The organism is Trichlorobacter lovleyi, assembly GCF_015239775.1.
GTDB classification, from domain to species: Bacteria; Desulfobacterota; Desulfuromonadia; order Geobacterales; family Pseudopelobacteraceae; genus Trichlorobacter; species Trichlorobacter lovleyi_B.
In genome coordinates, this window is record NZ_CP058409.1 from 874,274 (window position 1) to 899,861 (window position 25,588).

General features: G+C 59.7%; 26 protein-coding genes. 10 read left to right on the plus strand and 16 right to left on the minus strand.

What is annotated here, in order from left to right:
• Entirely contained in the window at positions 1-315 is a 315-nt protein-coding gene (locus tag FY034_RS03935; RefSeq protein WP_265553903.1) for a DUF6166 domain-containing protein, read from the minus strand.
• A gap of 209 nt (positions 316-524) precedes the next feature.
• Between FY034_RS03935 and FY034_RS03940 the strand changes: the two genes are divergently transcribed.
• Complete coding sequence (locus FY034_RS03940) at positions 525-1,388, plus strand: LexA family transcriptional regulator (protein WP_265553904.1); 864 nt, start codon at positions 525-527, stop codon at positions 1,386-1,388.
• Between the two features lie 134 nt (positions 1,389-1,522).
• Here FY034_RS03940 and rfaE1 read toward each other — a convergent pair whose 3' ends face one another.
• The 4 genes from rfaE1 to FY034_RS03960 form a co-directional block, all read right to left on the minus strand.
• Positions 1,523-2,998 (minus strand): D-glycero-beta-D-manno-heptose-7-phosphate kinase, encoded by a 1,476-nt coding sequence (rfaE1, locus tag FY034_RS03945; RefSeq protein WP_265553905.1) that lies wholly within the window; start codon positions 2,996-2,998, stop codon positions 1,523-1,525.
• A 3-nt stretch (positions 2,999-3,001) separates the two neighbouring features.
• Positions 3,002-3,592 (minus strand): D-sedoheptulose 7-phosphate isomerase, encoded by a 591-nt coding sequence (gene gmhA / locus FY034_RS03950; protein ID WP_265553906.1) that lies wholly within the window; start codon positions 3,590-3,592, stop codon positions 3,002-3,004.
• Between the two features lie 12 nt (positions 3,593-3,604).
• Complete coding sequence (locus tag FY034_RS03955; RefSeq protein WP_265553907.1) at positions 3,605-4,630, minus strand: glycosyltransferase; 1,026 nt, start codon at positions 4,628-4,630, stop codon at positions 3,605-3,607.
• Positions 4,631-4,806: 176 nt separating this feature from the next.
• Positions 4,807-5,850 (minus strand): rod shape-determining protein, encoded by a 1,044-nt coding sequence (locus FY034_RS03960; protein WP_012469053.1) that lies wholly within the window; start codon positions 5,848-5,850, stop codon positions 4,807-4,809.
• A 171-nt stretch (positions 5,851-6,021) separates the two neighbouring features.
• Between FY034_RS03960 and ileS the strand changes: the two genes are divergently transcribed.
• The 3 genes from ileS to FY034_RS03975 all read left to right on the plus strand — a co-directional run bounded on the left by ileS (position 6,022) and on the right by FY034_RS03975 (position 9,594).
• Positions 6,022-8,796 carry an isoleucine--tRNA ligase gene (gene ileS / locus FY034_RS03965; protein ID WP_265553909.1) on the plus strand — a complete coding sequence of 925 codons (2,775 nt, stop codon included), beginning with the start codon at positions 6,022-6,024 and terminating at the stop codon, positions 8,794-8,796.
• A gap of 1 nt (position 8,797) precedes the next feature.
• Complete coding sequence (gene lspA / locus FY034_RS03970; RefSeq protein WP_265553911.1) at positions 8,798-9,286, plus strand: signal peptidase II; 489 nt, start codon at positions 8,798-8,800, stop codon at positions 9,284-9,286.
• A 98-nt stretch (positions 9,287-9,384) separates the two neighbouring features.
• Complete coding sequence (locus FY034_RS03975) at positions 9,385-9,594, plus strand: hypothetical protein (RefSeq protein ID WP_265553912.1); 210 nt, start codon at positions 9,385-9,387, stop codon at positions 9,592-9,594.
• Positions 9,595-9,664: 70 nt separating this feature from the next.
• Here FY034_RS03975 and FY034_RS03980 read toward each other — a convergent pair whose 3' ends face one another.
• A complete protein-coding gene (locus FY034_RS03980; protein ID WP_265553913.1) occupies positions 9,665-10,075 on the minus strand; it encodes a hypothetical protein in 411 nt (136 codons plus the stop codon).
• Here FY034_RS03980 and FY034_RS03985 point away from each other — a divergent pair, their 5' ends adjacent.
• Positions 10,076-11,041, plus strand: a complete 966-nt coding sequence (locus tag FY034_RS03985) for an A/G-specific adenine glycosylase (protein WP_265553914.1) — start codon at positions 10,076-10,078, stop codon at positions 11,039-11,041.
• Here the strand turns inward: FY034_RS03985 and FY034_RS03990 are convergent.
• Positions 11,025-12,197: a DUF2201 family putative metallopeptidase gene (locus tag FY034_RS03990; RefSeq protein ID WP_265553915.1), complete on the minus strand. Its 1,173-nt coding sequence runs from the start codon at positions 12,195-12,197 to the stop codon at positions 11,025-11,027. The two genes, FY034_RS03985 and FY034_RS03990, sit on opposite strands and share 17 nt — an antisense overlap.
• A 135-nt stretch (positions 12,198-12,332) precedes the next feature.
• Between FY034_RS03990 and FY034_RS03995 the strand changes: the two genes are divergently transcribed.
• Complete coding sequence (locus FY034_RS03995; protein WP_265553916.1) at positions 12,333-12,848, plus strand: peptidylprolyl isomerase; 516 nt, start codon at positions 12,333-12,335, stop codon at positions 12,846-12,848.
• Between the two features lie 76 nt (positions 12,849-12,924).
• Here FY034_RS03995 and FY034_RS04000 read toward each other — a convergent pair whose 3' ends face one another.
• The 9 genes from FY034_RS04000 to prmA all read right to left on the minus strand — a co-directional run bounded on the left by FY034_RS04000 (position 12,925) and on the right by prmA (position 21,276).
• Entirely contained in the window at positions 12,925-13,428 is a 504-nt protein-coding gene (locus FY034_RS04000) for a hypothetical protein (RefSeq protein ID WP_265553917.1), read from the minus strand.
• Positions 13,429-13,532: 104 nt separating this feature from the next.
• Positions 13,533-14,555 carry a CsgG/HfaB family protein gene (locus tag FY034_RS04005; protein ID WP_265553918.1) on the minus strand — a complete coding sequence of 341 codons (1,023 nt, stop codon included), beginning with the start codon at positions 14,553-14,555 and terminating at the stop codon, positions 13,533-13,535.
• Positions 14,556-14,612: 57 nt separating this feature from the next.
• Positions 14,613-15,947, minus strand: coding sequence for a DUF512 domain-containing protein (locus tag FY034_RS04010; RefSeq protein ID WP_265553920.1), 1,335 nt, complete (start codon positions 15,945-15,947; stop codon positions 14,613-14,615).
• Between the two features lie 71 nt (positions 15,948-16,018).
• Positions 16,019-16,249, minus strand: a complete 231-nt coding sequence (gene hfq, locus FY034_RS04015; RefSeq protein WP_012469064.1) for an RNA chaperone Hfq — start codon at positions 16,247-16,249, stop codon at positions 16,019-16,021.
• Positions 16,250-16,264: 15 nt separating this feature from the next.
• Positions 16,265-17,182 carry a tRNA (adenosine(37)-N6)-dimethylallyltransferase MiaA gene (gene miaA, locus FY034_RS04020; RefSeq protein ID WP_265553922.1) on the minus strand — a complete coding sequence of 306 codons (918 nt, stop codon included), beginning with the start codon at positions 17,180-17,182 and terminating at the stop codon, positions 16,265-16,267.
• Positions 17,179-18,951, minus strand: coding sequence for a DNA mismatch repair endonuclease MutL (mutL, locus tag FY034_RS04025; protein ID WP_265553924.1), 1,773 nt, complete (start codon positions 18,949-18,951; stop codon positions 17,179-17,181). Before mutL ends, miaA begins: the two co-directional genes overlap by 4 nt.
• Before the next feature lie 78 nt (positions 18,952-19,029).
• Entirely contained in the window at positions 19,030-19,587 is a 558-nt protein-coding gene (locus FY034_RS04030; protein ID WP_265553925.1) for a hypothetical protein, read from the minus strand.
• Positions 19,588-19,612: 25 nt separating this feature from the next.
• Positions 19,613-20,362 carry a 16S rRNA (uracil(1498)-N(3))-methyltransferase gene (locus FY034_RS04035; RefSeq protein WP_265553927.1) on the minus strand — a complete coding sequence of 250 codons (750 nt, stop codon included), beginning with the start codon at positions 20,360-20,362 and terminating at the stop codon, positions 19,613-19,615.
• Complete coding sequence (gene prmA / locus FY034_RS04040; protein WP_265553929.1) at positions 20,359-21,276, minus strand: 50S ribosomal protein L11 methyltransferase; 918 nt, start codon at positions 21,274-21,276, stop codon at positions 20,359-20,361. The genes FY034_RS04035 and prmA overlap by 4 nt, the downstream gene beginning before the upstream one ends.
• A gap of 173 nt (positions 21,277-21,449) precedes the next feature.
• On the opposite strand from prmA, the gene FY034_RS04045 reads away from it, so the two are divergent.
• The 4 genes from FY034_RS04045 to FY034_RS04060 all read left to right on the plus strand — a co-directional run bounded on the left by FY034_RS04045 (position 21,450) and on the right by FY034_RS04060 (position 25,545).
• Positions 21,450-22,259 carry a pyruvate, water dikinase regulatory protein gene (locus FY034_RS04045; RefSeq protein ID WP_265553931.1) on the plus strand — a complete coding sequence of 270 codons (810 nt, stop codon included), beginning with the start codon at positions 21,450-21,452 and terminating at the stop codon, positions 22,257-22,259.
• Between the two features lie 24 nt (positions 22,260-22,283).
• Entirely contained in the window at positions 22,284-22,955 is a 672-nt protein-coding gene (locus FY034_RS04050; RefSeq protein WP_265553933.1) for a response regulator transcription factor, read from the plus strand.
• A gap of 26 nt (positions 22,956-22,981) precedes the next feature.
• Entirely contained in the window at positions 22,982-24,370 is a 1,389-nt protein-coding gene (locus FY034_RS04055; RefSeq protein ID WP_265553935.1) for a DegQ family serine endoprotease, read from the plus strand.
• Between the two features lie 209 nt (positions 24,371-24,579).
• Positions 24,580-25,545 (plus strand): 4Fe-4S binding protein, encoded by a 966-nt coding sequence (locus FY034_RS04060; RefSeq protein WP_265553937.1) that lies wholly within the window; start codon positions 24,580-24,582, stop codon positions 25,543-25,545.
• The last annotated feature ends 43 nt before the right edge of the window (positions 25,546-25,588 follow it).

Here is a 25,588-nt window from a genome sequence, read left to right on the forward strand (position 1 = left end):
TCAGGTTCTTGCGGCATTGACCCAGGCCATAATGTCGCGGCGTGAGAGGAACAGGGGCGATTTCCCCTGCGGGAGCTGGAGAATGACTTCCGCTGCAAAGCGGTGCTGAAGCTTGTGAGCCTGTTCGTGTGGCAGAAAATCAAGCAACAGTGCCAGCGCAAGCAGCGTGTCCGTTTCGCTAGGGGTGCCCGTACCGCTCCCGTCATGGAATGGTGGCGGTTGTGGCGGGGTGTAGTAGTTGCCGCCGGTTCCGTGGGCGGTATGTCGCCGTGGCTGACCAGTACTGCTGTTTTTTTGAGTTTTAAGATCATTCATTGAAATCACCAACGTAAATTGATATACAAATTGCGATGCATGTTACCGCTTATGGGATTTGCTGGTTGGGTTGCAAGATTGCTGTTCATCAAAAACGGTAAATTGTTTGTTTTGTATATCCGTATTTGATGTGTCGGTCAAGTGTATTGTTGTTTTGTTGATGTCTGCTACCGGAATTGATGTATTTTGGTGAGTGCTGGGGGCTATGGATGTTAAAAAACGGGAAAATTATTGAGCTGCATGAAGGTGCGAACGTTGTGAATGCGGCAACATCATCTCTTCAGGTGGCTTCGGGGGCTGCCGAAGACACGTTGCTGAACACCAGGGATGTCTTGAGCAGGATCAAGGATGAGCTGGGTCTTGATACCGACCTGGAGCTGGCAGATGTCATGGGAGTTGGTATCCGGCGTATCCATAACTGGAAACACCGCAACACCGTGCCGACGGAAGAGATTGTTGCCGTCTGCGGCAAGGAAGGACTTGACCTGCAATATGTGCTGACCGGTCAGAAAATCGGCCTGGGCAGATCGGGTGGGCAGGGGGAGAATGAGCAGCAGACTCAGGGCGGAGAAGCCGCCTGTAATGTTGACAGTGAGCACAGCAACAAACCGCGCGATAGTTTTACCCAGTCAAGCTGCGGTCATCCCCTGATTCATCCCCCCTACAAGGCTTATACCCAGCGTGCGGACAATGGTGAGGTGCTGACTTCGTTTGTGTCGCCGCAGATTGTTGATGTGCTTGCCCCCGGCCTCAATTGGCTTAACCACTCCCTGGGGGTGGCGCCCGAGAACTTTCTGCTGGTCAAGGTGTTGGGGGACAACATGGCGCCCTGGCTGCAGGACGGCGATCTGGTCATGGTGGATGCCGGCATCAAGACCACGATCAACGGCGGGTGTCTGTTGTTGCGGTACGCGGACGGCATGATGATGGTGCGGCGTGTTTTCAGAAACCAGGATGGCACCTTTCTGGCCAAGTGCGATAATGAGTGCTGCCCGCCGGATATCATTGATCCCAACAATAACATGACCTATCCGATTGTGGTGGGTAGGGTGGTGCGACGCCTGGTGCGTTGACAGGTTCTTGAAAAGCTGCTGCGGAGCCCGCCATGGCTTGGCGCACGGTCGTTCCTGTGCACAACGCTTTTCAATGGTTTGGTAATACAGGGACGGGGATAAAAAAGGGCGGCCTGGTTGGCCGCCCTTTTCGTTTACTGTTCGTCGGTGTAGCGTTCCAGCACCTTCTCGATGATGTTCGTGGTTGATTTGCCATCCACAAAGGGGATCAGCTCAACCCTGCCGCCGTATGACTCCACCAGATCCTTGCCAACGACCCCCTCCGGCGTGTAGTCGCCGCCTTTGACCAGAATCTGCGGTTTCAGGGCGGTGATCAGTTCCAGCGGAGTGTCCTCCTCAAACAGACAGACGTAGTCGATACAGTCCAGGGCAGCCATCAGGTGGCCCCGTTCATCTTCGTCAATCAGCGGGCGTTTGGGCCCTTTCAGGCGCCGTACCGAGGCATCGCTGTTCAGTCCCAGAATCAGCAGGTCGCCCAGGCGGCGGGCGGCCTGCAGATATTTGACATGTCCGGCATGCAGCAGGTCAAAGCAGCCGTTGGTAAAGACCACCTGCCTGCCCTTGGCCCGTTCTGTGGCAATGATCTCTGCCAGGACCTCACGGCTCTTGATCTTGCTGTCACTGTCGCGGTGTTCCAGGGATACCGCAGTGATAATCTCTGCAGGGGTAACGGTGGAGGTGCCCAGCTTGGCCACGGCGATCCCGGCTGCAACGTTGGCCAGCCGGGCCGACTCGGCCAACGGCAGGCCGCCGGCAAGCCCGCAGGCCAGCAGGGCCAGCACCGTGTCGCCGGCGCCGGTGACATCAAACACCTCGCGGGCAACGGTCGGAATATGGACGGTCTCGCCACTGCCGCAGAAAAGCGACATCCCCTCTTCGCTGCGGGTGATCAGGAGGTTGTCCAGTCCCACGGTGGACATGATCGTATCGGCAGCCTGCTGCAGGCTGGCACCGTCACGGATCGGTATTCCGGAAGCGGCTTCTGCCTCCTTGCGGTTGGGGGTCAGGCAGGTGGCGCCCCGGTACTTGCTGTAATCACTTCCTTTGGGGTCCACCAGAACAGGAATGCTGCGTCTGCTCGCCGTGGAGGTGACAGCGGCCAGGACGGACGGTGTCAGCACCCCCTTCAGGTAATCAGAGACCAGCACTACATCAAAACCGGTTATATGCTGCTGCAGCCAGTTGACCAGCTGTTGCTCGATCTGCCCGGAGAGCGGCTCACGGGATTCCCGGTCGATCCTGACGATCTGCTGGTTGGAGGCAATCACCCGTGTCTTGCGGCCGGTGCGGCGTCCCGCCTCCTGATAAATCGGAGTGGTATCAATCCCCTGGCGGCTGAACGTCTTCAACAGTGCCCAGCCGTTTTCGTCCTCGCCGACCACCGATGCCACCGTGACCTGGCAGCCCAGCGCCAGCAGGTTGTTGGCCACGTTGCCGGCTCCTCCCAGGCGCAGGTCTTCCCGTAGCACATCCACCACCTGCACCGGGGCCTCGGGAGATATCCGGTCGGTCTTGCCCCAGAGGTATTCATCCAGCATCAGGTCGCCGACAACCAGGCATTTCAGGCTGGAGGCGCGCTGAAACAGTGATTCGACCATCTTGCGATCCATGGTCTAGCGTCCTTCCCCGGCAAATATGCCGAACAGTCCCTGCTCGATCAGGTCACAGAGGATGTGGATTACGGTGATGTGCCCCTCCTGTACCCGGGGGGTGTCATTGGAGGGGATGATCAGCGGGATGTCGCAGACCGCCTTGATACTGCCGCCGTCTTTGCCCAGCAGGCCGATGGTGGTGCAGCCGGCCTGACGGGCCACTTCCAGCGCCTTCTGCACGTTGGGGGAGTTGCCGCTGGTGGAAATACCGATCACGGCGTCACCCGGCACCGCCAGTGCCTCGACCTGACGGGAGAAGATCCGCTCATAACCGTAGTCGTTTCCGATGGCAGTTATGATGGAGGTGTCGGTTGAAAGGGCAATGGCCGGCAGGCCGGGGCGTTCAATCCTGAAGCGGCTGACAATCTCTCCGGCAAAGTGCTGGGCGTCGGCTGCTGAACCGCCGTTGCCCATGATCAGGAGTTTGTTGCCGATCTTGAAGGTCTCAATCAGGCGCTCCGCAAGCTCTGCCACCGGAGCTGTCAGTTCGGCCTCCATCTTCTGAAACAGGGCCAGGTGCTCCTGGAGTTGCTTGGTGATAAACGATTGCATGAACTGCCTCCTTTAGGGGTGAGCCAGGTGAGTCAGGGTGGTGGCTGGAAGTGCTGTATCATAGCCGGGAAACGGAATGCCGTCCAGACCGCAGACAGGCTGCAGCCCGGGATGCTGTTTGAGAAGCGCGGCCATGCCGCGGGTCAGGCTGCGTAACGGGCTGAGCAGGGAAAGCCTGTGGATGGTCACTCCGCAGTGTAGGCAGGCAGCCCCATGCTGCAGCGCTGACAGGTACTGGCGGCGGTGCAGGAACAGCTCCAGGCGGTGACCTCGCCGTGCTGCTGCCAGCAACTGCTCCAGCAGGGCGTGCAGATGGGCCTCTTCGGTATCCTTGGGCAGATAGATGGCAACATGCTGCTGCTCTCCCCAGCGTTGCCGAAAGGTGGTAATGGCGGCCTCTTCCTGCTTCCGGCGCCGTTCACGCGAGCCAAAGATGGTGGCCGGCTCCGCATCGGAGGTTACTCCCGGCAGCAGACAGGTTCTGAAACCATGGGCATCAGCGCGGTGGCGGTAATCCCGCAGACACCAGGGGCCGCTGTCCAGCTCTTCATCAAAAAGGCCGATGCTGTCGCGCATTGCCTTGGAAAGTGCCAGCAGGGAAAAGCCGATATCGCAGGTTTCAATGACCGCACAACCGAACTTGACAAGCTGGGCAGGCAGCGGGTGCTCTGAGGGGCAATGGGGGGTGATGATGCCGGCCTGGCGGTTGCCTGCTGTTGCCAGAATCTGCTGGAAGCAGGTGCCGGAAAGTGTGCCGGTGGGCCGTACAATCAAGGCCCAGTCTGCGTCTGAGCGGGCAAGTGCACGGTTGACGGCAGGTACAAAACCGATGTTCCGCTCCATGGTTATGTAGAGCGCACGTTCCCCCAGATGATCGCAGAACTCCTCCAGCATCAACTCCGTGGTGCGGTCGCAGCCGTTGTTGATGATGATCATCCGGGCGATTGGCGAGCAGTCCAGGATGGAGACAAGGCAGGCCCGGGTCTCGGTCGGGCTGTTCCAGGCCGGAACAATGATGTCAAAAGTGGGAGTGGTCATAGTGCACTAATAGAAAGGGTGGGCATAACCCACCCTGAAGCGTCAATCAAAAAATGGAAATCAAGGAACGGGGATTTTTTGCTCGGGTGTAGAGGCAGTATGGCACAGAGGCATACGCACTCTGTACGCCACACGAGCCTCTCATGCCAGGGCCGCGCCTGAGCGGGAAACATGCCCTATGACGTTACGGCTACCCGCTTGAGCAGATTCAGCTCATCCAGCACCTTGCCGGAGCCCAGTACGACGCAGTCCAGCGGGTTTTCGGCAATCAGCACCGGTACCTTGGTGATCTCGCGCAGCAGCAGGTCCAGATTGCGCAGGCCTGCGCCGCCGCCGGCCAGGAAGATCCCCTTGTCCACAATATCGGCGGCCAGTTCCGGCGGGGTCCGCTCCAGGCATTGGCGTACGGTATCGACGATGGCGTTGACCGCCTCTTTCAGGGCGTCACGGATCTCGTCGGAGTTGATCTCGATCGTCTTGGGGATACCGGAAACCAGGTCACGTCCCTTGACCTCCATGGTCAGGACCTCCGGGCCGGGATAGGCCTCGCCGATCTCGATCTTGATCGCCTCAGCCATCCGCTCACCGATCTGCAGGTTGTACTTGCGCTTGATGTACTGGACAATCGCTTCATCCATCTTGTCGCCCCCCATCCTGGTGGACTGGGAGTAGACGATGCCGGCCAGCGAGATTACCGCTACCTCGGTGGTGCCGCCGCCGATATCAACGATCATATTGCCGCTGGCCTCGGTAATCGGCAAGCCGGCACCGATGGCGGCTGCCATCGGCTCTTCAATCAGGTAGACCTCGCGGGCACCGGCAGACTCGGCCGATTCCTTGACGGCCCGCTTTTCCACCTGGGTGATGCCGGAGGGAACGCAGATCACGATCCGGGGACGGACCAGGGTCTTGCGGTTGTGCACCTTGTGGATGAAGTAGCGCAGCATCTCTTCGGTGATGTCGAAGTCGGCGATAACGCCGTCCTTCATCGGGCGGATGGCGGTGATGGAACCGGGGGTCCTGCCCAGCATCTGCTTGGCCTCCATCCCGACCTTCAGCACCTTCTGCTGGCCGGTGGGCATCTTCTGGACGGCAACCACCGAAGGCTCACGGACGACGATTCCTTTGCCCTTCAGGTAGACCAGGGTGTTGGCGGTGCCAAGGTCAATGGCCAGGTCGTTGGAAAACATCCCGAACAGTGAATCGAATATCTTGAACATGGGTGGAATTCCTTTCAGGAAAAATGGACTAAAAAAACTAGCAGAATAGGTAGGTTAATGCAAGGGAGAAAACAGGTGTAGTGTACGGCAACAGCGTGCTATCTCCTTGACTTTGCGTGGAGATGTCGGTACGTTACATAAATTTACCAGATGAGCTGCGGAGAAAAGAGTATGGATTACAAAGCGACCCTGAACCTGCCCCAAACCGACTTTCCGATGAAGGCCAACCTGTACCAGCGTGAGCCGGAGCTGCTCAAGCGCTGGCAAGAGCTGAACCTGTACGGAATGATTGAGGAGGCCGGCAAGGATAAGCCGGTCTATATGCTGCATGACGGCCCTCCATATGCCAACGGCCATACCCATATCGGCCACGCCCTGAACAAGACCCTGAAGGACATTGTGCTGAAGGTCAAGCGGATGGAGGGGTTCCAGGCCCCCTATGTGCCGGGCTGGGACTGTCACGGCCTGCCGATTGAGCTGCAGGTGGAGAAAAACCTGGGGTCAAAGAAACACCAGATGACCAAGGCCGAGATGCGCAAGGAATGCCGTGTCTATGCCAAAAAGTTTATCGATATCCAGAAAGAGGAGTTCAAGCGTCTGGGGGTGCTGGGGGACTGGGATAATCCCTACATGACCATGACCAATGAATACGAAGGACTGACCGCTGCCGAGCTGGCCAAGTTTGCCCACAACGGCGGGCTGTACCGGGGCAAGAAACCGGTACACTGGTGTTCTTCCTGTGTGACCGCCCTGGCCGAGGCCGAGGTTGAGTATGCCGACCACACCTCCCCCTCCATCTATGTCAAGTTTGCCCTGCAGGATGATGTCTCTGCTGCTGTTCCTGCTCTGGCCGGCAAGCCGGTCTTTGTGGTGATCTGGACCACCACCCCCTGGACCATCCCGGCCAACCTGGCCATAGCCATGCATCCAGAATACGATTACTGCGCCGTTGAGGTGGAGGGGCAGGTACTGATTGTGGCCGAGGGACTTAAGGATCAGTTCCTGGCTGCCAACAGCCTGTCCGGAGAGGTGATCGCCACCTTCAAGGCCGACATCCTTGACCACAAGAACTGCAAGCATCCCTTCTATGACCGTGATTCGATCATCCTGCTGGGGGAGCATGTCACCCTTGAGGCCGGTACCGGCTGCGTCCATACCGCCCCCGGCCATGGTCAGGACGACTATGAGCTTGGCCTGCGGGAAGGGCTTGAGATCTACAACCCGGTGGATAACTACGGCAAGTATATCGGCAACCTTGAGCTGTTTGGCGGTGAGAAGGTCTTTGAGGCCAACCCCAAGGTAATCGAGAAACTGCAGGAGGTTGGTGCGCTGGTGGGTGTCAGCAAGATCTCCCACTCCTATCCGCACTGCTGGCGTTGCAAGAAGCCGATCATCTTCCGGGCCACCGAGCAGTGGTTTATCTCCATGGATGCCAACCAGCTGCGTGCCAAGTCACTGGAGGCGATTGACAAGGTGCAGTGGATTCCCAAGTGGGGCCGCGACCGTATCTACGGCATGGTGGAGAACCGGCCTGACTGGTGCATCTCCCGCCAACGCTCCTGGGGCGTGCCGATCACCGCCTTCTCCTGCAGTGACTGCGGTGAGTTCCTGGCTGACGGAGCCACCATGGATCACGTGGCTGAGCTGTTCAAACAGCACAGCTCCGATGTCTGGTTTGAATGGGAGGCAAGCCAGCTGCTGCCTGCCGGAACCAAATGTCCCAAGTGCGGTTCAGCTGCCTTTGCAAAAGAGAATGACATTCTGGATGTCTGGTTTGATTCAGGGGTCTCCCATGCTGCGGTGCTGGAGCCCAATCCCAAGCTGTCATCACCGGCTGATCTCTATCTGGAGGGCAGCGATCAGCATCGTGGCTGGTTCCACTCCTCCCTGCTGGAGTCTGTCGGCACCCGCGGCGTTGCCCCCTACAAGTCCGTGCTGACCCACGGCTTCGTGCTGGATGGCCAGGGGCGCAAGATGAGCAAGTCCATGGGCAACGTGGTGGCGCCTGAGGATGTGATCAAGAAGTTCGGGGCCGATGTCTTGCGGCTCTGGTGTTCTGCCCAGGACTACCGTGATGATAACCGCATCTCGGAAGAGATCCTGAACCGGGTGGCTGAGGCCTATCGCCGGATTCGCAACACCTGCCGCTTTATGCTGGGCAACCTGAATGATTTTGATCCGGCAGCCGACAGCGTACCGTTTGCCGAGTTGCTGCCGATCGACCGCCTGGCGCTGCATCACCTGGAGCTGCTCAAGGAGCGGGTGCTGGCTGCCTATGCGGATTTTGAATTCCATGTGATCTATCAGGCGGTCAACTCATTCTGTACGGTTGAGTTGAGCGCCCTGTATCTGGATATCCTCAAGGATCGCCTCTACACCAGCCGCAAGGACGCCCGGGAACGCCGCAGCAGCCAGACCGCCATGTACCTGGTCACCGATAGCCTGACCCGTCTGCTGGCCCCGCTGCTCTCCTTTACTGCCGACGAAATCTGGCAGTTCCTGCCGGGTGAGCGGGAGGCTAGCGTGCATCTGGCCGCCTTCCCGCAGCTGGTCCCCGGAAACCGGGATGCTGAACTGGCGGAACGCTGGGAACGTCTGTTTAATGTCCGGGCCGATGTGCTCAAGGCGCTTGAATTGAAGCGGGTAGAGAAGGTGATCGGCCATCCGCTGGATGCAGCGGTCAAGCTGTCCGCCCCACCGGCGACCATCGCCTTTATGAACAATTATCTGGAAAAGCTGCGGTCGATCTGCATTGTCTCCCGCCTGGATCTGGTTGAAGAGCTGCCAGCCGGTGCCTATGACGGTACGGTCGTCGAAGGACTGAAGGTGCTGGTGGAAAAGGCACCGGGTGAAAAGTGTGAGCGCTGCTGGTGCTACAGTGAAGAGCTGGGCAGCGATACGGAGCACCCGACGATCTGCCCGAAATGCACGGCGGCGGTGATATAGCATGAACCGCTGGACGATCTTTTCGGTAATTGCCGGTCTCGGACTGGTGGTGGACCAAGCCACCAAGCTGTATGTTGACCGGGTCATGGCCCTGCACCAGTCCATTCCGGTGGTTGAGGGTCTATTCAGCTTCACCTACCTGCGCAACCGTGGGGCTGCCTTCAGCTTTCTTTCCAACGTATCCTGGCGGCTGCCGTTTTTTATAGGCATCACGCTGATTGCTGCGCTTGTCATCATCGTGGCGCTGAAAAAGATGCGTGACGATCAGAAGCTGGCCCAGGCTGCCCTGGCGATGATTTTTTCCGGCGCCATCGGCAATCTGATTGACCGGGTCCGGTTGGGTGAGGTGATTGACTTTCTGGATGTCTACTGGAAGAGCCACCACTGGCCTGCCTTTAACGTGGCAGATTCCCTGATCTGTGTCGGTGTGGCCCTGGTGGCGCTTGACATGCTCAAGGAGGAACGCAACCAGCCGGCCCGCGCTGAGTAGCCTGCCGGTTGACCTGTTTCAAAAAGCCTGATTGGAAACTGTCGGGATTGTGTGCTACTATGACGTACACGTGGTGAAGCTGAGACAGGAGGACTCCCATGCCGGTATTTGTAGAAGCAATTATGGTTGTACTGATCATGCTGGCGTGCTTCTTCGGAGTCTTTCTGCTCCTGTTCCTGTTTGCTCTGGCCCTTTTTCCGGTGGAGAAGTCACTTTCCAAGATGGTCTGGGACATGACGACACCGCCGCGGCCAAAACAGGCACCACAGGGTGGTTTCAAGGGATTCAGCGAAAAACATCGTTCATAACAGGCTCGTTAACCTGGATGCGAGCATTGGCAAGGGGCACCTGATTTCAGGTGCCCCTTGCTTGTTCAGGTCAGGCCAGGTCACCGGTGATCCGTTGCAGTTCGTACAACTTGACATTAACCCCGCTGACACAGGCAATGATCTCTTTAAGGCTGGCTTCATCCACGCCGCACTCCTCATCGGTCCCCTGAAAAAAAGGGTAGCCTTTGGGAAGTGGCGTCAATTCGCCGTCCTTCAACAGCATCACATCCACCAGGTCATTGACCCTGCCGGTTGCCTCCCAGGGATCGCGGTAGTTGAACTGGCGGGCAACGATATGCATCCCCATCCCGTTGGGGAAGATCGCCTTGGCCTCAAAGGAAAACTCACGGGGCGCACTGTAGTGCTCGGAACGGCCGGAACGGGCCATTACCTGCGCCCCGGCAGCCTCAAGCAGTGCACGGACAGAATCGTCGGTCATCGGTTGTAAAGGTGTATCCATATGTCATCCTCTCACACAGAACAGTTATCGTCAGCCTACCCGAAAGCACGGCCTGACTGCAAGCACGGGATGCAGCCCTGGCCGGTGGGCAGCGATACCGGCCCTGAGGCACAACTGAAAGCTGCTGCCTTGCGTGAAGGGGTCTCGTTGCCGGTGGTGGCCGCTTTCCAAGAACTGGTGTATCAATTCTACCGTGAGCAGGGGCGTCAGCTGCCCTGGCGGGGGGGAGATCTCCCCGATCCCTACCGGGTGTTGGTGTCGGAGGTGATGCTGCAGCAGACCCAGGTGGATCGGGTCATACCGAGGTTCACTGCCTTTATCGGGCGTTTCCCCGATGCCCAAGCCCTTGCCGACGCTTCGCTGACAGAGCTGCTGACCGCCTGGCAGGGGCTGGGCTACAACCGCCGGGCCCTGAATCTGCAACGGGCAGCCCGGATGATCGTAGGCCTTTGGGGAGGCAGCTTGCCGGATGACCCTGTCCTGTTGCAGCAGCTGCCGGGCATCGGTCCCTATACTGCCGGTGCCGTTGCCGCCTTTGCCTTCAACCGTCCCCAGGTTTTCCTGGAAACCAATATCCGTGCCGTGCTGCTGCACTGTTTCTTTGCAGATCAGGAGGGGGTGACGGATAAGGAGCTGCTGCCGGTTGTGGAGGCGGTTCTGGACAGGGCAGAACCGCGCACCTGGTACAACGCCCTGATGGATTACGGCAGTGACCTGAAGCGCCGCTTTCCCAACCCCAGCCGCCGCAGCCGGCACCATACCCGGCAGAGCAGGTTTGAGGGCTCAGACCGTCAGCTGCGCGGGGCGGTGCTGCGGTTCCTGCTCGTGGCGGGCGGGGCTACGCCGGCGACGCTGCGGAAACAGTTGAATGCCGAGGAAGAACGGCTTGCGCGGATTTTGGAGGGGATGCTCGAGGATGGTTTTCTGAGCAGGCAGGGCAGCAAGTTCACTATACCGTCAACCTGAGCTCCACCCCCCAGGGGGCCGGTTTCTCGCCTTCCCGGGTCAGGACCCAGAGGGTGGGAACAGTCATCTGCTCCGGCACCGGGCCGATACCGTCGGTCAGGTAGATCACTGCGGCAGGCAGGGGATGCATGGTCCGGGCGTAGTCAAAGACCGGACGCAGGTCGGTAAAACCGCCACCATCGTAACGCTGGGCCACAAACGATGCACTGTTGAAGGTCTCGATCTGCTGGATGCGGCTGTTGGCGTACAGTACCGTGATGCTGCAGTCCCGGCCGCGGGCCAGACTGACCAGCTCAGCCGCAAAGGCCTCCCGTAGTGCCACGATGTTGGTGGAGTCGCTGACATCAATCCCCACCAGCAGGTTCAGCTTGCGCCTCTTGCGAATCCCCGGAGTCTCATGGGCAAAGCGGCGATGTTCCCGCATCCAGGTGTTGCTGCGACCGGTCCGTCCGGCTGTGGCAATGAACTGGCGCAGGATCTGGCGCCAGGGGATCGGTGCCGGGTGCAGCAGTCCATCCACCACTGCCCGGATATCCGCCGGTGTCTCGCCGTCGCTGCCCCGCAGGGCATCCTGCACCATGCTGCGCACCATCTCTTCCGCCAGGCTCAGCGGTGTCCCGTCTGCATCCTGCCAGGCCTCGTGGTCATCAATGGTCTCTGCCTCGTGCAGCTGCCGTCCTGAACCGCTGCCGTCAATCCCGCTACTGGCCTGTTCAGCCCGGCCTGCGCCGCTGCCTTCCTCGTTGCCCATGTCAAAGGCGGGGACAATCAGGTCGTAATACTCTTCCGCAGACAGCCCCGGCTCCAGCCTGAAATTCTCAGGGTACAGTGCGCCTGCCGGCAGTCCGGCAATGGTCGGGTTAATGGCCAGGTCGCAGGCCACATCCCAGTCATGGGGATTGCGCTCACGGCGCCGCAGCGGGTGCAGGTGCAGCAGGTGCTTGAGCAGGTGCTCCAGCAGGGCTTCCTGTTCCGCCGGCTCAAGGCTGCTGAAGGCGGTTTCAGCTATGGATAAGAGCGGTACGCCGTCCCGGATGGTGATGGCGGCAGAGCGATCCTGCTTCTGCAACGGGGCACGCCGCAGTTGCAAGAGCAGGTGGCCGTAGAACGGTTTCTGCTTCAGCAGGCGGATAATGGCATTCTCGAGGGTACGCATGGTTTGACAGGGTAGCGAAAGCCGGCAATCCTGTCAAAGAGTCAAATTGACTTTTCCGGCAGCGACAGCTGTGCTATACAGAACGATCAAAATAATTATACAGCAACCGGCTTGGACGGTGACAGGAGGCGTACAATGGCAGATGAGAACTTTCCCAGGGTAGTGCTTGAGACCAGCAAGGGTACCATCACCCTTGAACTGAATAAGGAGAAGGCCCCGATCACGGTCAAGAACTTTCTGGGCTATGTGAAGGATGGCTACTATGACGGCCTGATCTTTCACCGCGTGATCAAGGACTTCATGATCCAGGGCGGCGGTATGGATGCTGACATGCAGCCCAAAAAGACCAAGTTCGCTATCAAGAACGAGGCCCAGAACGGCCTGAAGAACGTGCGTGGCAGCGTGGCCATGGCCCGCACCGCACTGGTCGATTCAGCCACCTCACAGTTTTTCATCAACACCGTGGACAACGCCTTTCTGGACAACAAGGGCAAGCGGCAGGATGACTTCGGCTACTGCGTGTTCGGCAAGGTGGTTGAAGGGATAGAGGTGGTGGATGAGATCCGCCAGGTCAAGACCGGCAACAAGGCCGGCCACGGCGATGTGCCGCTGGAGCCGGTTACCATCATCTCTGCCAAACTGGCGGAGTAGTGGCCCTTGATACCAGAGAAACAGACAAGGCCGGTGATCACTCACCGGCCTTGTCTGTTTCTCATCCGGGTCGCTGCTAGAACCTGAACCAGATACCGCCCAGCAGCTGGGTCTGACGGTCGTTGATCAGGCGCCGGGCCTCAATGTTGAGGCTCAGTTTTGGCAATGGCAGGGAGATGTCGGCCCCGCCCTGAACCGTCATGGTACCGGAGTGCTCCTCACCGCGGTCCAACTGGTTTGGTGAGGAGATGTTGTTGACACTGTAGTAGAGTACCCCGATCCCTGCATACGGTTTGACAAACGGAATCAGCGGCAGGTGGGCGTTGGCATAGCCACCCAGCGGCATGGTGTCGGCCTTTTTGTAATACAGCCCCTTATCATAGCGCAGGTTGGCATAGCCCAGCGAGGCCCCCAGGCTGAGGAAGGGGATCGGGAAATAACGGGCGGCAACTTCAAGGTTGTTGCCATCCTGTTCAATCGTGCGGCCGTAGCGGGCACCAACATCAAGGTCGCCGGCGGTGGCAAGGCTGCTGATGCAAAGGGTTGCAGCAACGGTCATAAGTGCTGTTGTAAGTTTCATGGGTGGCTCCTTGTTTAAGATGAATGCTGATCTTCTCCAGTATAACCTTTTTTTGCCGTGCATCAAGGGGCCGCTGTCAAGAAGCGGGCGGTCCCTGCCCAGCCTCAGTCGAACAGGCCGCCCAGGAAGCTGCTGTTGTACTTGGTCTTGACGGCCAGTCCCGGCATGACCTGGGAGGAATACTCTTCCGGGATGATGATGATGCTCCGGTCATTTTGCAGGTCCGTATCCGCAATCTTCACATCGGCAATCTTCTGGTTTGTGAGCCGCTCGATTCTTTTTACCCGATCAACTTCCTTCACGTAACGGATCAGCTCGACATCATCGCCACCCTTAACCCCGTCAAGTCTGCCGAGGTTGACGTAGGCGATCCGTCTGCCGTCAGAAGCGGTCATGGTCCGGTAGAGGTAACCGTAGCGGGGGAATGCCTCAATCAACGGTCTTTTGGCCTTGTTGACGGCATTGGCAACCGCCTGGGTCAGCAGCGGTAGCGGGTCACCGACGCGGCAGGCATGGTGGGCCGTCACTGCAAAGGAGTTGCTGACGCTGCCGGTAAACGGTTCAAACGCCTGGGCCACCGAGCCTGTTGAGGCCTGGATCACCCTGATGTTGACCGTGGCGGATCCTTTGACCGTGCAGGATGGCTTTGAGGTGCTGCATTTTCCTTTGCTGTCGCAGCTGGTCTGGCTCGGGGTGAATTTTGCGCCGGTAGCCGGATTGGTTATCGAACCCAGCACAATATAGTCGATGCCGTTGACCATGCTTCTGATCTCAGAGAAGTCGGCACTCAGATCCAGCGACCAGACAAATTTCTTTTCGTCAAAAATCCTCTGCGCCTGGCTGCGTTCAACAACCTCCATGCCACAGCCTTTCGAGGCGATCTGGGTAATCCCCTCCTGTGCGCCGGGGCTCAGGCGGCCGGCATATTCGGCGGGCTCGCCGAGCGGCAGTATGGCGACCTTGGGCTGCTTCTTGTCAATGACATGCTGTGGCGGGAGGGTCTCGGCCACTTTCCGGTCCAGCTCGGACTCCTTGAATGAGCCGACTTCCACGGTATGTGCGCAACCGGAGAGGCCACCGGCAATGCCCAGGCTCAGCAGACAGCCGATGATGCTTTTCATCTTCATACGTGGGGACCTTTCCTGTGCAGCCGGCGGGATGGTGTGTCCCGGCGGTCTGGAGAACTAGCCGGCAGCGCTCCGGAGCAGCGCCTGCAGTTTTTTGGGAGTCAGGCCGCGCAGGGCCTTGTAGAGGCCGGAGGGGGTCGGCTCAAAGGCCATGACCGCCAGGCCGAGTTCCCGGATCAGATCACGGGGGGTCAGGTTGTCAAGGAAGCAGCCTTCACCCTCCTTCAGCATGACCTCCGGAATCAGCAGCAGCTGGCCCGGCTGCCTGTCCCGCAGCGCGGCAATGATATCCCTGCCGCTTACCAGGCCGGTCACGGTGACGCTGCTACCGAACAGTTGGTTGGGGATGGCCGCGCTGGCCAGGTGACAAGCGGTTTTATCACTCAGCTCCGCTAAAAAACTGCTGACAAAACCTGCCGATGACTGGCCGGTAACCACGGTTGCCGTGATTGGCGGCAGTGCCTTGGCGCGTTTCAGCACGGCTGCGGCATCCTTTAAGAACCAGGCCACCATGCCGACCCCGTTTTCCCACTGGGGCAGATCACCGTACTCCTTCAATGCCGGCACGGGATACTCGGCCTTGAGAAAGAACTCGTCCGCCAGCTGCAGAAACGCGTCGCCAAGCTGTCTGTTGAGGCTGCGCATGCGGGGCAGCCAGTGATCCAGAAACGCAGCCGCATAGCCTCTGTCAACGGGTGTCAGTTCGGGCAGGCGCTGACGGTGTTCGGTCAGTCCCACCGGCACCACGGCCAGGGAGCGGACTGCCGGGTACAGCTTTGCCAGCTCGGTTACCGTCTGTTCCAGTACGGCTCCGTCGTTGACACCGGGGCAGAGCACCACCTGGGTATGCATCTCGATCCTGGCCCGGGCCAGCTCTTGCAACTGCTCCAGGATTGGCGGGATGTTGCTTCTGCCCAGCAGCTGTTCACGCACCGCCGGGTCAACGGCGTGGACCGAGATATAGAGCGGGGAAAGACGTTGTGTGACGATCCGGCGCAGCTCGGCCGCCTTCAGGTTGCTGAGGGTGACGTAGGTACCCTGCAGAAACGAGAGCCGGTAGTCTTCATCCTTGACATAGAGGGGACGCCGCAACCCTTTGGGCAGTTGATGCACAAAGCAGAAGATGCAGTTGTTACCGCAGCGCTTCGGTTCCGGCGGGGCAAAGGTCAGGCCGGGCGGCTCCCCCGGGTCAGGCTCGAGCACCACGATCCGGCTGCTGCCATCCTCTGCTGCAATGGTCAGCTCGGCCGGGTCGTCGCTGGCCAGCCAGCTGTAGTCGATCAGATCCCGCAGACGGGTGCCGTCAATCTCCAAAAGCCGTTGACCGGGCAGCAGTCCGGCCCGGTCGGCCGGCGAACCGGGTTCAACTGTCTCTATCAGTAATCCCTGCATGATAAACCGTTTTTTTCTACTGTAAGGTACGTGCCGAGGAGGGCGGCTGAAGGAGCTGGCCGCCCTGTCTGTCAGGGGTGATGGTGCAGGCGGAAGGTGCCGTCAACCGAGGTGATGGTGGCAATGGCATGCTTGTAGATCAGGATATCCCCGCCGGTGTCCAGCAGCAGCGAGAAGTTGTCAAATGACTTGATATGACCCTCCAGGGCCTCTCCCGACATCATGCGGACAACCACCTTGACACGCTCTTTGCGGGACTGGTTCAGGTACTGGTCCTGGATATTGAAGGGGGCTTTGGACATAATCTTCTTTCTCCTTTAGGCGAAGAACGTGGCTGCAGCAGAATGGATAGTAGCAGAGTTTTCCGGATATGCAACCCACTGCATTGCGGGCTCGCTTCTGAACCAGGTCAACTGACGCTTGGCAAAGTGGCGGGTATTGCGTTTGATCAGCCTGATCATCTCGTCTTGATCGTACTCACCCTGCAGGTGGGCCAGTACCTCTTTGTAGCCGATCGCCTGCAGCGGCTTGCAATCCGCCGGTACCCCGGAGCGCAGCAAGCCCTCTACTTCGGCCACCAGACCATTGGCGAGCATGACCTCAACGCGGCTGTCAATCCGCTGATACAGCTCCGGGCGCGGCAGATCAAGACAAAACTGCAGGCTGTGATACTCGGACTCTGAAAAGCCATGCTCGGCTTGAAAGTGCGACAGGGGACGGCCGCTGGTGAGGAAGACCTCCAGGGCCCGGATGATCCTGATCAGGTTGTGGGGGTGCAGCCGTCCTGCCGTGGCCGGATCAACCTGTGCCAGCTCCGCCAGCAGGACCTCCGCTCCCTCCTGCCCGGCCCTTTTTTGCAGCGTCTCCCGCAGGACCGGATCTTCCCCCGGAGCATCATTCAGCCCCCGCAGCAGTGCGCGCAGGTACAGTCCGGTACCGCCGGCCAGGATCGGCCGCTTGCCCCGCTGCCAGATGTCGGCAATGGCCGCTTTTGCCGCAAGCTTGAAGTCCGCAGCGGTAAACGGTTCGGTCGGTTCACGGATATCCAGCAGGTGATGGGGGATCTGCCGTTGTTGCGCCGCAGTCGGTTTGGCACTGCCGATCTCAAATCCGCGGTAGACCGTCAGGGAGTCGGCGCAGATGATCTCTCCGTTCAGTGCCGCAGCCAGATCGAGGGCCAGCGCTGATTTACCCGATGCCGTGGGGCCGGCAATGACCAGTACACGGAGCTTCATAGCCGGTTGAAGAACTTTTCCAGCTCCCGCAGGGTGATCTCATGGGAGACCGGCCGGCCATGGGGACAGTGTGCCGAGAAATCGGTACGGTCCATTGCCCTCAGCAGCTCCTCCATCTGGCGGCGCTCCAGGGGGTGACTGCCCCGCACCACACTGTGGCAGGCCACCCGGGCCAGCAGCTCATCCCTGATCTGGTCGAAATGTGCGTTGCTGCCCTGTTCCATCAGTTCAGCCAGCAGGTCACGCAGCAGGCTGCAGTGGTTCTGGTCAGCCACGATCCTGGGGACGGCGTTGATCCGCCAGGTCTGTCCGCCGAACTCCTCCAGCTCAAAGCCCAGCGGTTCCAGCACGTCGCGGTAGCGGCGGACCGCATCGGCCTCACTGAAGGACAGCTCCAGGGTGTCCGGCAGCAGCAGCCGTTGGGATTCTATACCGCCAGTCGCAAATCCGGCCTTCAGTTGTTCAAATCTGACCCGTTCATAGGCCGCGTGCTGGTCAATGATCACCAGACGGTCTTCGGCCTGGCAGAGGATATAGGCGGCGCGGAACTGACCGATGACAGCCAGGCTGGAAAAGTAGCCGGATGGCGGTTCCGTGGCAACCGGTGTCTCTGCCGGGCGATAGGGTTCATGCTGTTCATATATCCGTGGCGGCGGCGCAACCGGCGCTGTGGCCATGAAACGGTCAAGCGCCTGTTGTACTCCTGCCCGCTGTTCCGGCGGGGGGGGCGGCGTGTAAGGATGTGCCGGCACGGGCTGCTGCGGGGCTTCACGGCGCTGCAGCCAGGGGGAGTCGCGCAAGACCTCTTCCAGCACCCCCTGGATGGTGTCATGGACCTGGTTCTGACGCCGGAAGCGGACCTCATGCTTGGTGGGATGGACATTGACATCCACCTCACCGGCAGGCAGCTCGATAAACAGCGCCACCAGGGGATAACGCCCCTTTTCAAGGATCGGGCGGAAGGCCTGCATGATGGCATGCTGGATGACCTTGTCCCTGACAAAACGGCCGTTGATGTAGGTAAACATGGCCGCAGTGGTTGAACGGGCTGCTGCAGGAGGCGCCAGATAGCCGCTGATGCGCGCTGCCGCCGTCTCTCCGTCCACCGGGAACAGGGTGGCATCCCGTGCCGCCAGCTTCAGCAGACGCTGGCGCAGGTCGCCGGGCACAACCCGCAGCAGCTCGCGTCCGTCATGGTAATAACTGAAGGAGACGTCCGGGCGGGAGATCGCCATGCGGACCATCAGGTCACCCACATGGGCAGCCTCGGTCTCGGCACTGCGCAGGAACTTCAAGCGGGCCGGGGTGTTGAAGAAGAGCTGCTCCACGGTCAGGTCGGTGCCCACGGCCATACCGCAGGCCGTAACCGAACGAACCGTCCCGCCTTCGGCGACGATCTCGGTCCCCTCAATGCTGCCGGCTTCACGGCTCTTCAAACGCAGACGGGAAACCGAGGCGATGGAGGGGAGTGCCTCACCCCGGAAACCCAGGGTGACAATGGTCTCAAGGTCCTGGTCAGAGGTGATCTTGCTGGTGGCGTGGCGCTCCAGTGCCAGCAGGGCGTCCTCGCGGGACATGCCGTGGCCGTTGTCGCTGACCCTGATCAGGCGCCGTCCCCCGGCGTTGATCTCCAGCCGGATGTCGGTTGCACCGGCATCCAGGGCGTTTTCGACCAGCTCCTTGACCACCGAGGCAGGACGTTCAACCACCTCTCCGGCGGCTATCTTGTTGGCAAGGGATTCAGAAAGGATACGTACGTGCGGTGCCACAGAAATGCCACTCCATCAACCAGCGAAAAAGAGCGGGGAAGCCCCGCTCGGAAAAGGTAACCGCCTGTTTGGTGCGGACTATTTCTTTTCAGATCCGTCCAGATCGCCAAAGAGGCTGTTAAAATCATCATCATCGGTTTTTTTTGCACTGGCCGGCGTGCTCTCGCCGGGCTGACCGGGGGTCGGGGTATCATCCCAGGAAAAGCTGTTCACCTCAAAACCTTGTGCGGCTGCCTGCTGGCCTGCCGCAGCCGGCTTTGGCGGCTCAGGAGCACTGTTCAGCAGTGCGGCAAAGGGGTCCTGAGGGGCGCTGGCCGGGGTGTCAAACGAGAAGGGCGACGGAGCCGCCGGAGGGGTGTCAAAGGAAAACGGTGAGCCGGCTGCAGCCGGGGCTGAAGAGGCAGACTGCTGGGTAGTGGGCAGGTCAAAGGTGAACATGTCACCGGCAGTATCCGCTGCGTTGTCTCCCTCGGCCTGGCCGAGCCCCAGGCTGCCGGCCATCTCTGCCCGCAGGGAGGGAGGCAGGATCACAGGGGTCAAACCATGGCTCTGTTTGAACTCAACCAGGTCGGCAGAACATTTGCGACAGGAATCGTAGCTTTCAAAGCTGGTATAACCGCATTTAGGACATTTCATCTGGTGTTCCCTCCTTGGTGCAGCGCTAGATATCTCCCCACTTATACTGCACAATTGCAGTCATGGCAAGGGCAGCTGTTTCGGTGCGCAGAATCCGTTCTCCCAGGGTAACCGGTGTAAAGCCCCAGAATGAAAAGGCCTCTGCCTCGCCCGGTTCAAAGCCCCCTTCCGGGCCGATGGCAATCGCAATCCGCGCCGGGCGGGGCATCCCCTCCAGCACCTCACGCAGCGGTGTTGGCGCCCCCCGTTCCCAGAGCAGCAGCTTCAACTCTGCATTGGCTGCACCGGCGGCGGCCGCCGCCGCTGAAGGGTGCCAGGCCACACCGGGCTGGTCAAACCGCTCCGACTGCCGGGCTGCCTCGGCCACAATCCGGTTCCAGCGCTCAATCCGGCCCTGCAGCTTGTCACCGGCCAGTTTGGGGACGGACCGGTCCGCCCTGAAGATGGAAAATTCGCTCACCCCCAGCTCGGTCCCCTTTTGCAGCACCAGCTCAATCTTTTCGCCCTTGGGCAGACCCTGAATCACGGTGATGGCCGGGGCGTCGGGGAACTGGGAGGCCTCAAGGGTCTCGGTCAGGCGGACCGCGGTCCATTCCTGGGTGACCTGATCAATCACCCCCAGGTGACGACGGCCCTGTTCATCGATCAGCATGACCTCGTCGCCGGACCTGAGCCGCAGCACCCGTGCCATGTGGTGATGCTGGGGGCCGTCATAGGAGGCGTAGCCGTCCCGGATACTGCGGGAGCTGACGATAAAACGGCGGCGTCCGCTCATGGCAGCCTCCGGTAGTGCAGGCAACGCCACTCCCCTGCTGCCAGTGAGGCCTCAAAACGGAGCGGAAACGGATCAAAGCCGTTGCGGACCAGCGCTTCCCGTTCCGCCAGGATGCCGGAGAGGATCAGGCTGCCGCCGGGAGCCATGCGGCTGACAATCCCGGGGGCCATCCTGACCAGTTCTTCTGCCAGGATATTGGCCAGGATGATCTGGTAGCCGTCGCCAAGTTGTTCAAGGGGGGTGGTGCTGCAGCTGATCCGGTCAGCCACCTTGTTCAGGGCGCAGTTTTCCTCGGCAACGATGACCGCCTGGGGATCAATATCAACGGCATCGATCCGCAGCGCCCCCAGTTTGGCTGCGGCAATGGCCAGGATGCCGGAACCGGTTCCCAGATCCAGGATTTTCATAGACTCTATCGTGGAGGGGGTAGGTACCAGCAGGCTTTCAAGGCACTCCAGGCAGAGCCGGGTGGTCTCATGGCCGCCGGTGCCGAAGGCCATGCCGGGGTCAAGCACGATCACGGCCCGTCCGTCGTCCTGACGGCCGGTTTCCCAGGAGGGGGTGATCAGCAGGCGCTGGCCGATGACAAGCGGCTTGAAGTGTGCCTTCCAGGAGCTGGCCCAGTCCTCCTCACCCAGCAGGGAGACCCGGGGGGGCGCTGCCGGTGTGTAGCCGGGCAGGGCGGCGAGAAAACCGTTGATCTGTGCCAGCTGCTGTTCGATCTGGCAGGGGAGGCTGAAGTAGCAGGTGATGCCGGCAATGGCCAGCTCAGGAATATCGTCCGGTGAAAAACTGTCAACGTCCCGGTTTTCCGTACAGACTCCGCAACCGGAGAGGTCAGCCAGGTAGTCGGCCACGGTTTCGGCAAGCTGGGCTGGAACGTCACAGGTGACTTGGTACCATGTTGCAGCCATGAATAGAACCTCAAGGGGCAGGTGATTGGCGGAGTATACCGCAGAAGTGGGCAGAACGTAGCAGAACAGGGGGGCTCTTACAACAAAAAACCTTGACAAATCAATAGGGGGTAACTAGCTTTCATTAGAAATTAACCATAAAGATCAGCCGATCTTAACCGAGGTTGCCGGCCATGAAAAAAATCTATGTACTCTCCGACTCCACCGGCGAAACTGCCGAGCGGGTTGTCCGTGCCGCTCTGTCCCAGTTTGGCGGCAGTGATGTGCGGATTGTCCGTTTGGCAAAGGTCTGCAACCAGCAGGAGGTGCAGCAGGCGGTTGCCACGGTGACGGCGGATGAAGGCCTGCTGGTCTATACCCTGGTGGATTCCTCGCTGGCGGTTGCCGTGCATACCATTGCCGAAGAGCATGGTCTGATGGCGTTTGACCTGCTCTCGCCCCTCTTGCACAGCCTCTCCATCTTTCTGGGTACGGTGGCCCAGTCCACTCCCGGTCTGCTGCACCAGATCGATACCGATTATTTCCGCCGGATGGAGGCGGTCAACTTTACGGTCAAGCATGATGACGGCCAGGAAAACCGCGGTCTGGTCAAGGCAGATCTGGTACTGGTGGGGGTCTCCCGTTCATCCAAGACCCCGCTCTCCATGTATCTGGCCAACAAGGGCTACAAGGTGGCCAACGTGCCGCTGGTCAAGGGGATTGACCCGCCGGAGGAGCTGGAGGCGATTGACCCGTCCAAGGTGGTCGGCCTGCTGATCAGCCCCAAGCGGCTGGTGGAGATCCGCACCTCCCGCCTGGTGAACATGGGGCAGAGCATGAAAAACAGCTATGCCGATTATGAAAAGGTGGAAGATGAGATCGCCTTTTGCCGTCAGTACTACCGCAGGCACCCGGGTTGGCTGATTATCGATGTGACCTGCAAATCGGTTGAAGAATCTGCCTCAGAGATCCTGCGGCGCCTGGTGGGACAGTTTGCAGAATAATATCACTATCATTTAGGGGGAAGCATGCGGGTCCTGGTGGTTGAAGATGAAAAGAAGGTGGCAGCCTTTATCAAGCGGGGACTTGAAGAAGAGGGCTATCAGGTTGATGCCGTGCATGACGGCGAGGAGGGGGTCCGCCAGGCCCAGGACCAGCCCTATGACCTGCTGATCCTGGATGTGATGCTGCCCAACAAGGATGGTCTCAGCGTGGTGCGGGAACTGCGCCAGGCCGGCACGGTGATGCCGGTGCTGATGCTGACGGCCCGTGACACCACCGATGATATCGTGGCCGGTCTGGATGCCGGGTCCGATGACTACCTGACCAAGCCGTTCGCCTTTGCCGAACTGTCGGCCCGGGTGCGGGCGCTTGCCCGGCGGATCGGCCGTGACCGGGGCGCAGAGCTGGTGGTGGCAGACCTGCGGATGGATCCGATTTCACGCAAGGTCTGGCGTGGCGACAAGGAGATCGAGCTGACCATCAAGGAGTACGGACTGCTGGAATTTCTGATGCGTAATGCCGGTACGGTGGTCACCCGCAACATGATTGCCGAGAAGGTCTGGGAACATTCTTTTGAGTCCTTTACAAATATTATCGATGTATACGTCAACTATGTGCGTAAAAAGGTGGATAAAGGTTTTGACCGCAAGTTGATCCACACGGTACGCGGTCAGGGCTACACCCTCAAGGCAGAGTAGCTGCCTTGCACCAATACGGAGGTTAGATGATGAAAGTAAGGCATTTTGTAACGGTCTGTGTCGTAGCGGTTACCTGCCTGTTGACGCTGGCAGCATTCCAGGTTGAGGCAAAACCGGTCAGCCCGGATTTTGTCGAACTGTCCAAACGTCTGAAACCGACGGTGGTCAACATCCGCACAACCAAGACAATCAAGGTCCGGGCCGGTGGTAATCCCTACACAGGCAATGATCCGTTCGCTGACCTGTTCGGGCAGTTCTTTGGCCAGCAGGCGCCGCAGCAACCCCGCAAACAGCAGGGGATGGGCACCGGTTTCATCATCAGTGCCGACGGCTTTATCCTGACCAACAACCATGTGGTCAACGGTGCTGATGAGATCATGGTCAAGCTGTCCGACGGCCGTGAGATCAAGGCGGAACTGAAGGGGCAGGATGACAAGCTTGATGTGGCCCTGCTCAAGATCAGCGACAAGGCCGCCCTGCCGTTTGCCGAACTGGGTGACAGCGATGCCCTGGAGGTAGGTGAGTGGGTCATGGCGATCGGCAACCCGTTCGGTCTGGCCCATACCGTGACTGCCGGTATCGTCAGTGCCAAGGGGCGGGTAATCGGCAGCGGTCCTTATGATGACTATATCCAGACCGATGCCTCCATCAACCCCGGTAACTCCGGCGGACCGCTCTTCAGCAGCGCCGGCCGGGTGATCGGCATCAATACCGCCATTATTGCCGGCGGTCAGGGGATCGGCTTTGCGATCCCGATCAACGTGGCCAAGTCGGTTGCCGAGCAGTTAAAGGCCACCGGCAAGGTGGTGCGGGGCTACCTGGGGGTCAATTTTGACAGGTTGAGCCCGAAACTGGCAAAGTCACTGGGATTGACTTCGGATAAAGGGGTGATCGTCACCCATGTTGAGAAAGGCTCGCCTGCTGATAAAGCCGGTCTCAAGATAGAGGATGTGATCGTTCAGTTCGATGGCAAGCCGGTGAACGCCGAGACCGATCTGCCCAAGGTGGTGGCCGGTACGCCGGTGGGCAAGCAGGTACAGATCGTGGTCTTCCGCAAGGCCAAGCGTCTTGTGCTGTCTGCGACGGTCATACAGGGACGCTCCGGCACTGCCGTCGGCGAACCGTCCACTGCCAGCATCGGTATCAGCCTGCGTGAACTGACCCCGGAACTGGCCCGTCAGCTTGGCCTGAAGGATGCCAAGGGGGTGGTGGTCTCCGAGGTGAAGCCCGGCTCTTCAGCCGATGAGGCCGGCATGGTACGGGGAGACCTGGTGCTGGAGTTTAACGGACAGCCGGTTGACAGTCTTGAAGCGTTTGCCGCATCGGCAGCAAAGGTTGCCAAGGGTGAGGTGGTGCGTCTGCTGCTGCGGCGGCCGGATGGCAGTTTCGGGTATGTGGCCGTCACCGCAGAGTAGTCTGAAAAACTACTGCGGAGGCCGTCTACGGCGTTGCGCGGTGCTCACTTCCTCGCCTACCTGGTATGGTATGTCTCGGTCGTTGCGCTCCGTGCGCCTTGTATCCGGCCTTCCTCATGACGTTTTTGAATTTTTAGAGATGTTGAAAGTGTAGTAGGTATTATCCGGGGCGGCGTGATTGCGTCGCCCCGGTTTTTTGTGAGGTGGCTATGTCGGATCGCTATGTCCAGCCGTTACGGATGCTGGTGCAGATCGCCTTTCTGGGGCTTTCGCTGCTGATCGGCTTCAGGTTCTACCGCTTTATCCAGGCGGTCCAGCAGGGACTGGATACGGCGGGCCGTCCAGCTGCCGTTGACGCCTTTCTGCCGATCTCCGGCCTGTTCGGCACGGCGGCCTGGCTGAAGGGGGGCGGCATCAACCCGGTCCATCCGGCAGCGGTGGTGATCTTTGTCACCATCATTGCCGTATCGCTGCTGCTACGGCGGGCCTTCTGCTCCTGGATCTGCCCGGTGGGCACGCTTTCGGAATGGCTCTGGAAGCTGGGCTTCAACAAGCTGCAGCGCAACTGGCTGCCTCCCCGTTGGCTTGACCTGGGGCTGCGCAGCGTCAAATACCTGCTGCTGGCCTTTTTCCTGTTCAGTGCGGTGTCCTGGTCCCTGCCGATGCTGCAGGGTTTTCTGGCCAGCGGTTACCACGCCATATCAGACGTGAAACTGCTGCAGCTGTTCCGCTCTCCCTCAATCACCACCCTGGCGGTGCTCGGCCTGCTGGTGGCCCTTTCCATCCCGCTGCGTAATCCGTTCTGCCGTTTTATCTGCCCCTACGGTGCCCTGTTAAGCCTGGTTTCGCTGGCCTCGCCGCTGGCGGTGCAGCGCGACTTAAAGAAGTGTGTCTCCTGCGGGGTCTGCAGCCAGGTCTGCCCCTCACGGATTGATGTCATGCATGCGAACCGGGTCAATAACCCGGAATGTCTGGGCTGCTGGCGCTGTATCAGCCACTGCCGGGTCAATACCGCCCTCAGCATGCGGGCCTTTGGCAGGCTGGCGGTGCCGGGGATCCTGTTTGTGCTGCTGGTTGTGCTGCTGTTCTGGGGAGGGACCCGGCTTGGCAAGGCCACCGGTCACTGGGATTCTGTGGTGACACCGGCAGATTACCGGGAGCTGATGGCACGCTAGCAGGCTGTTGAAAAACTACTACGGAGCCCGTCTACGGCGTTGC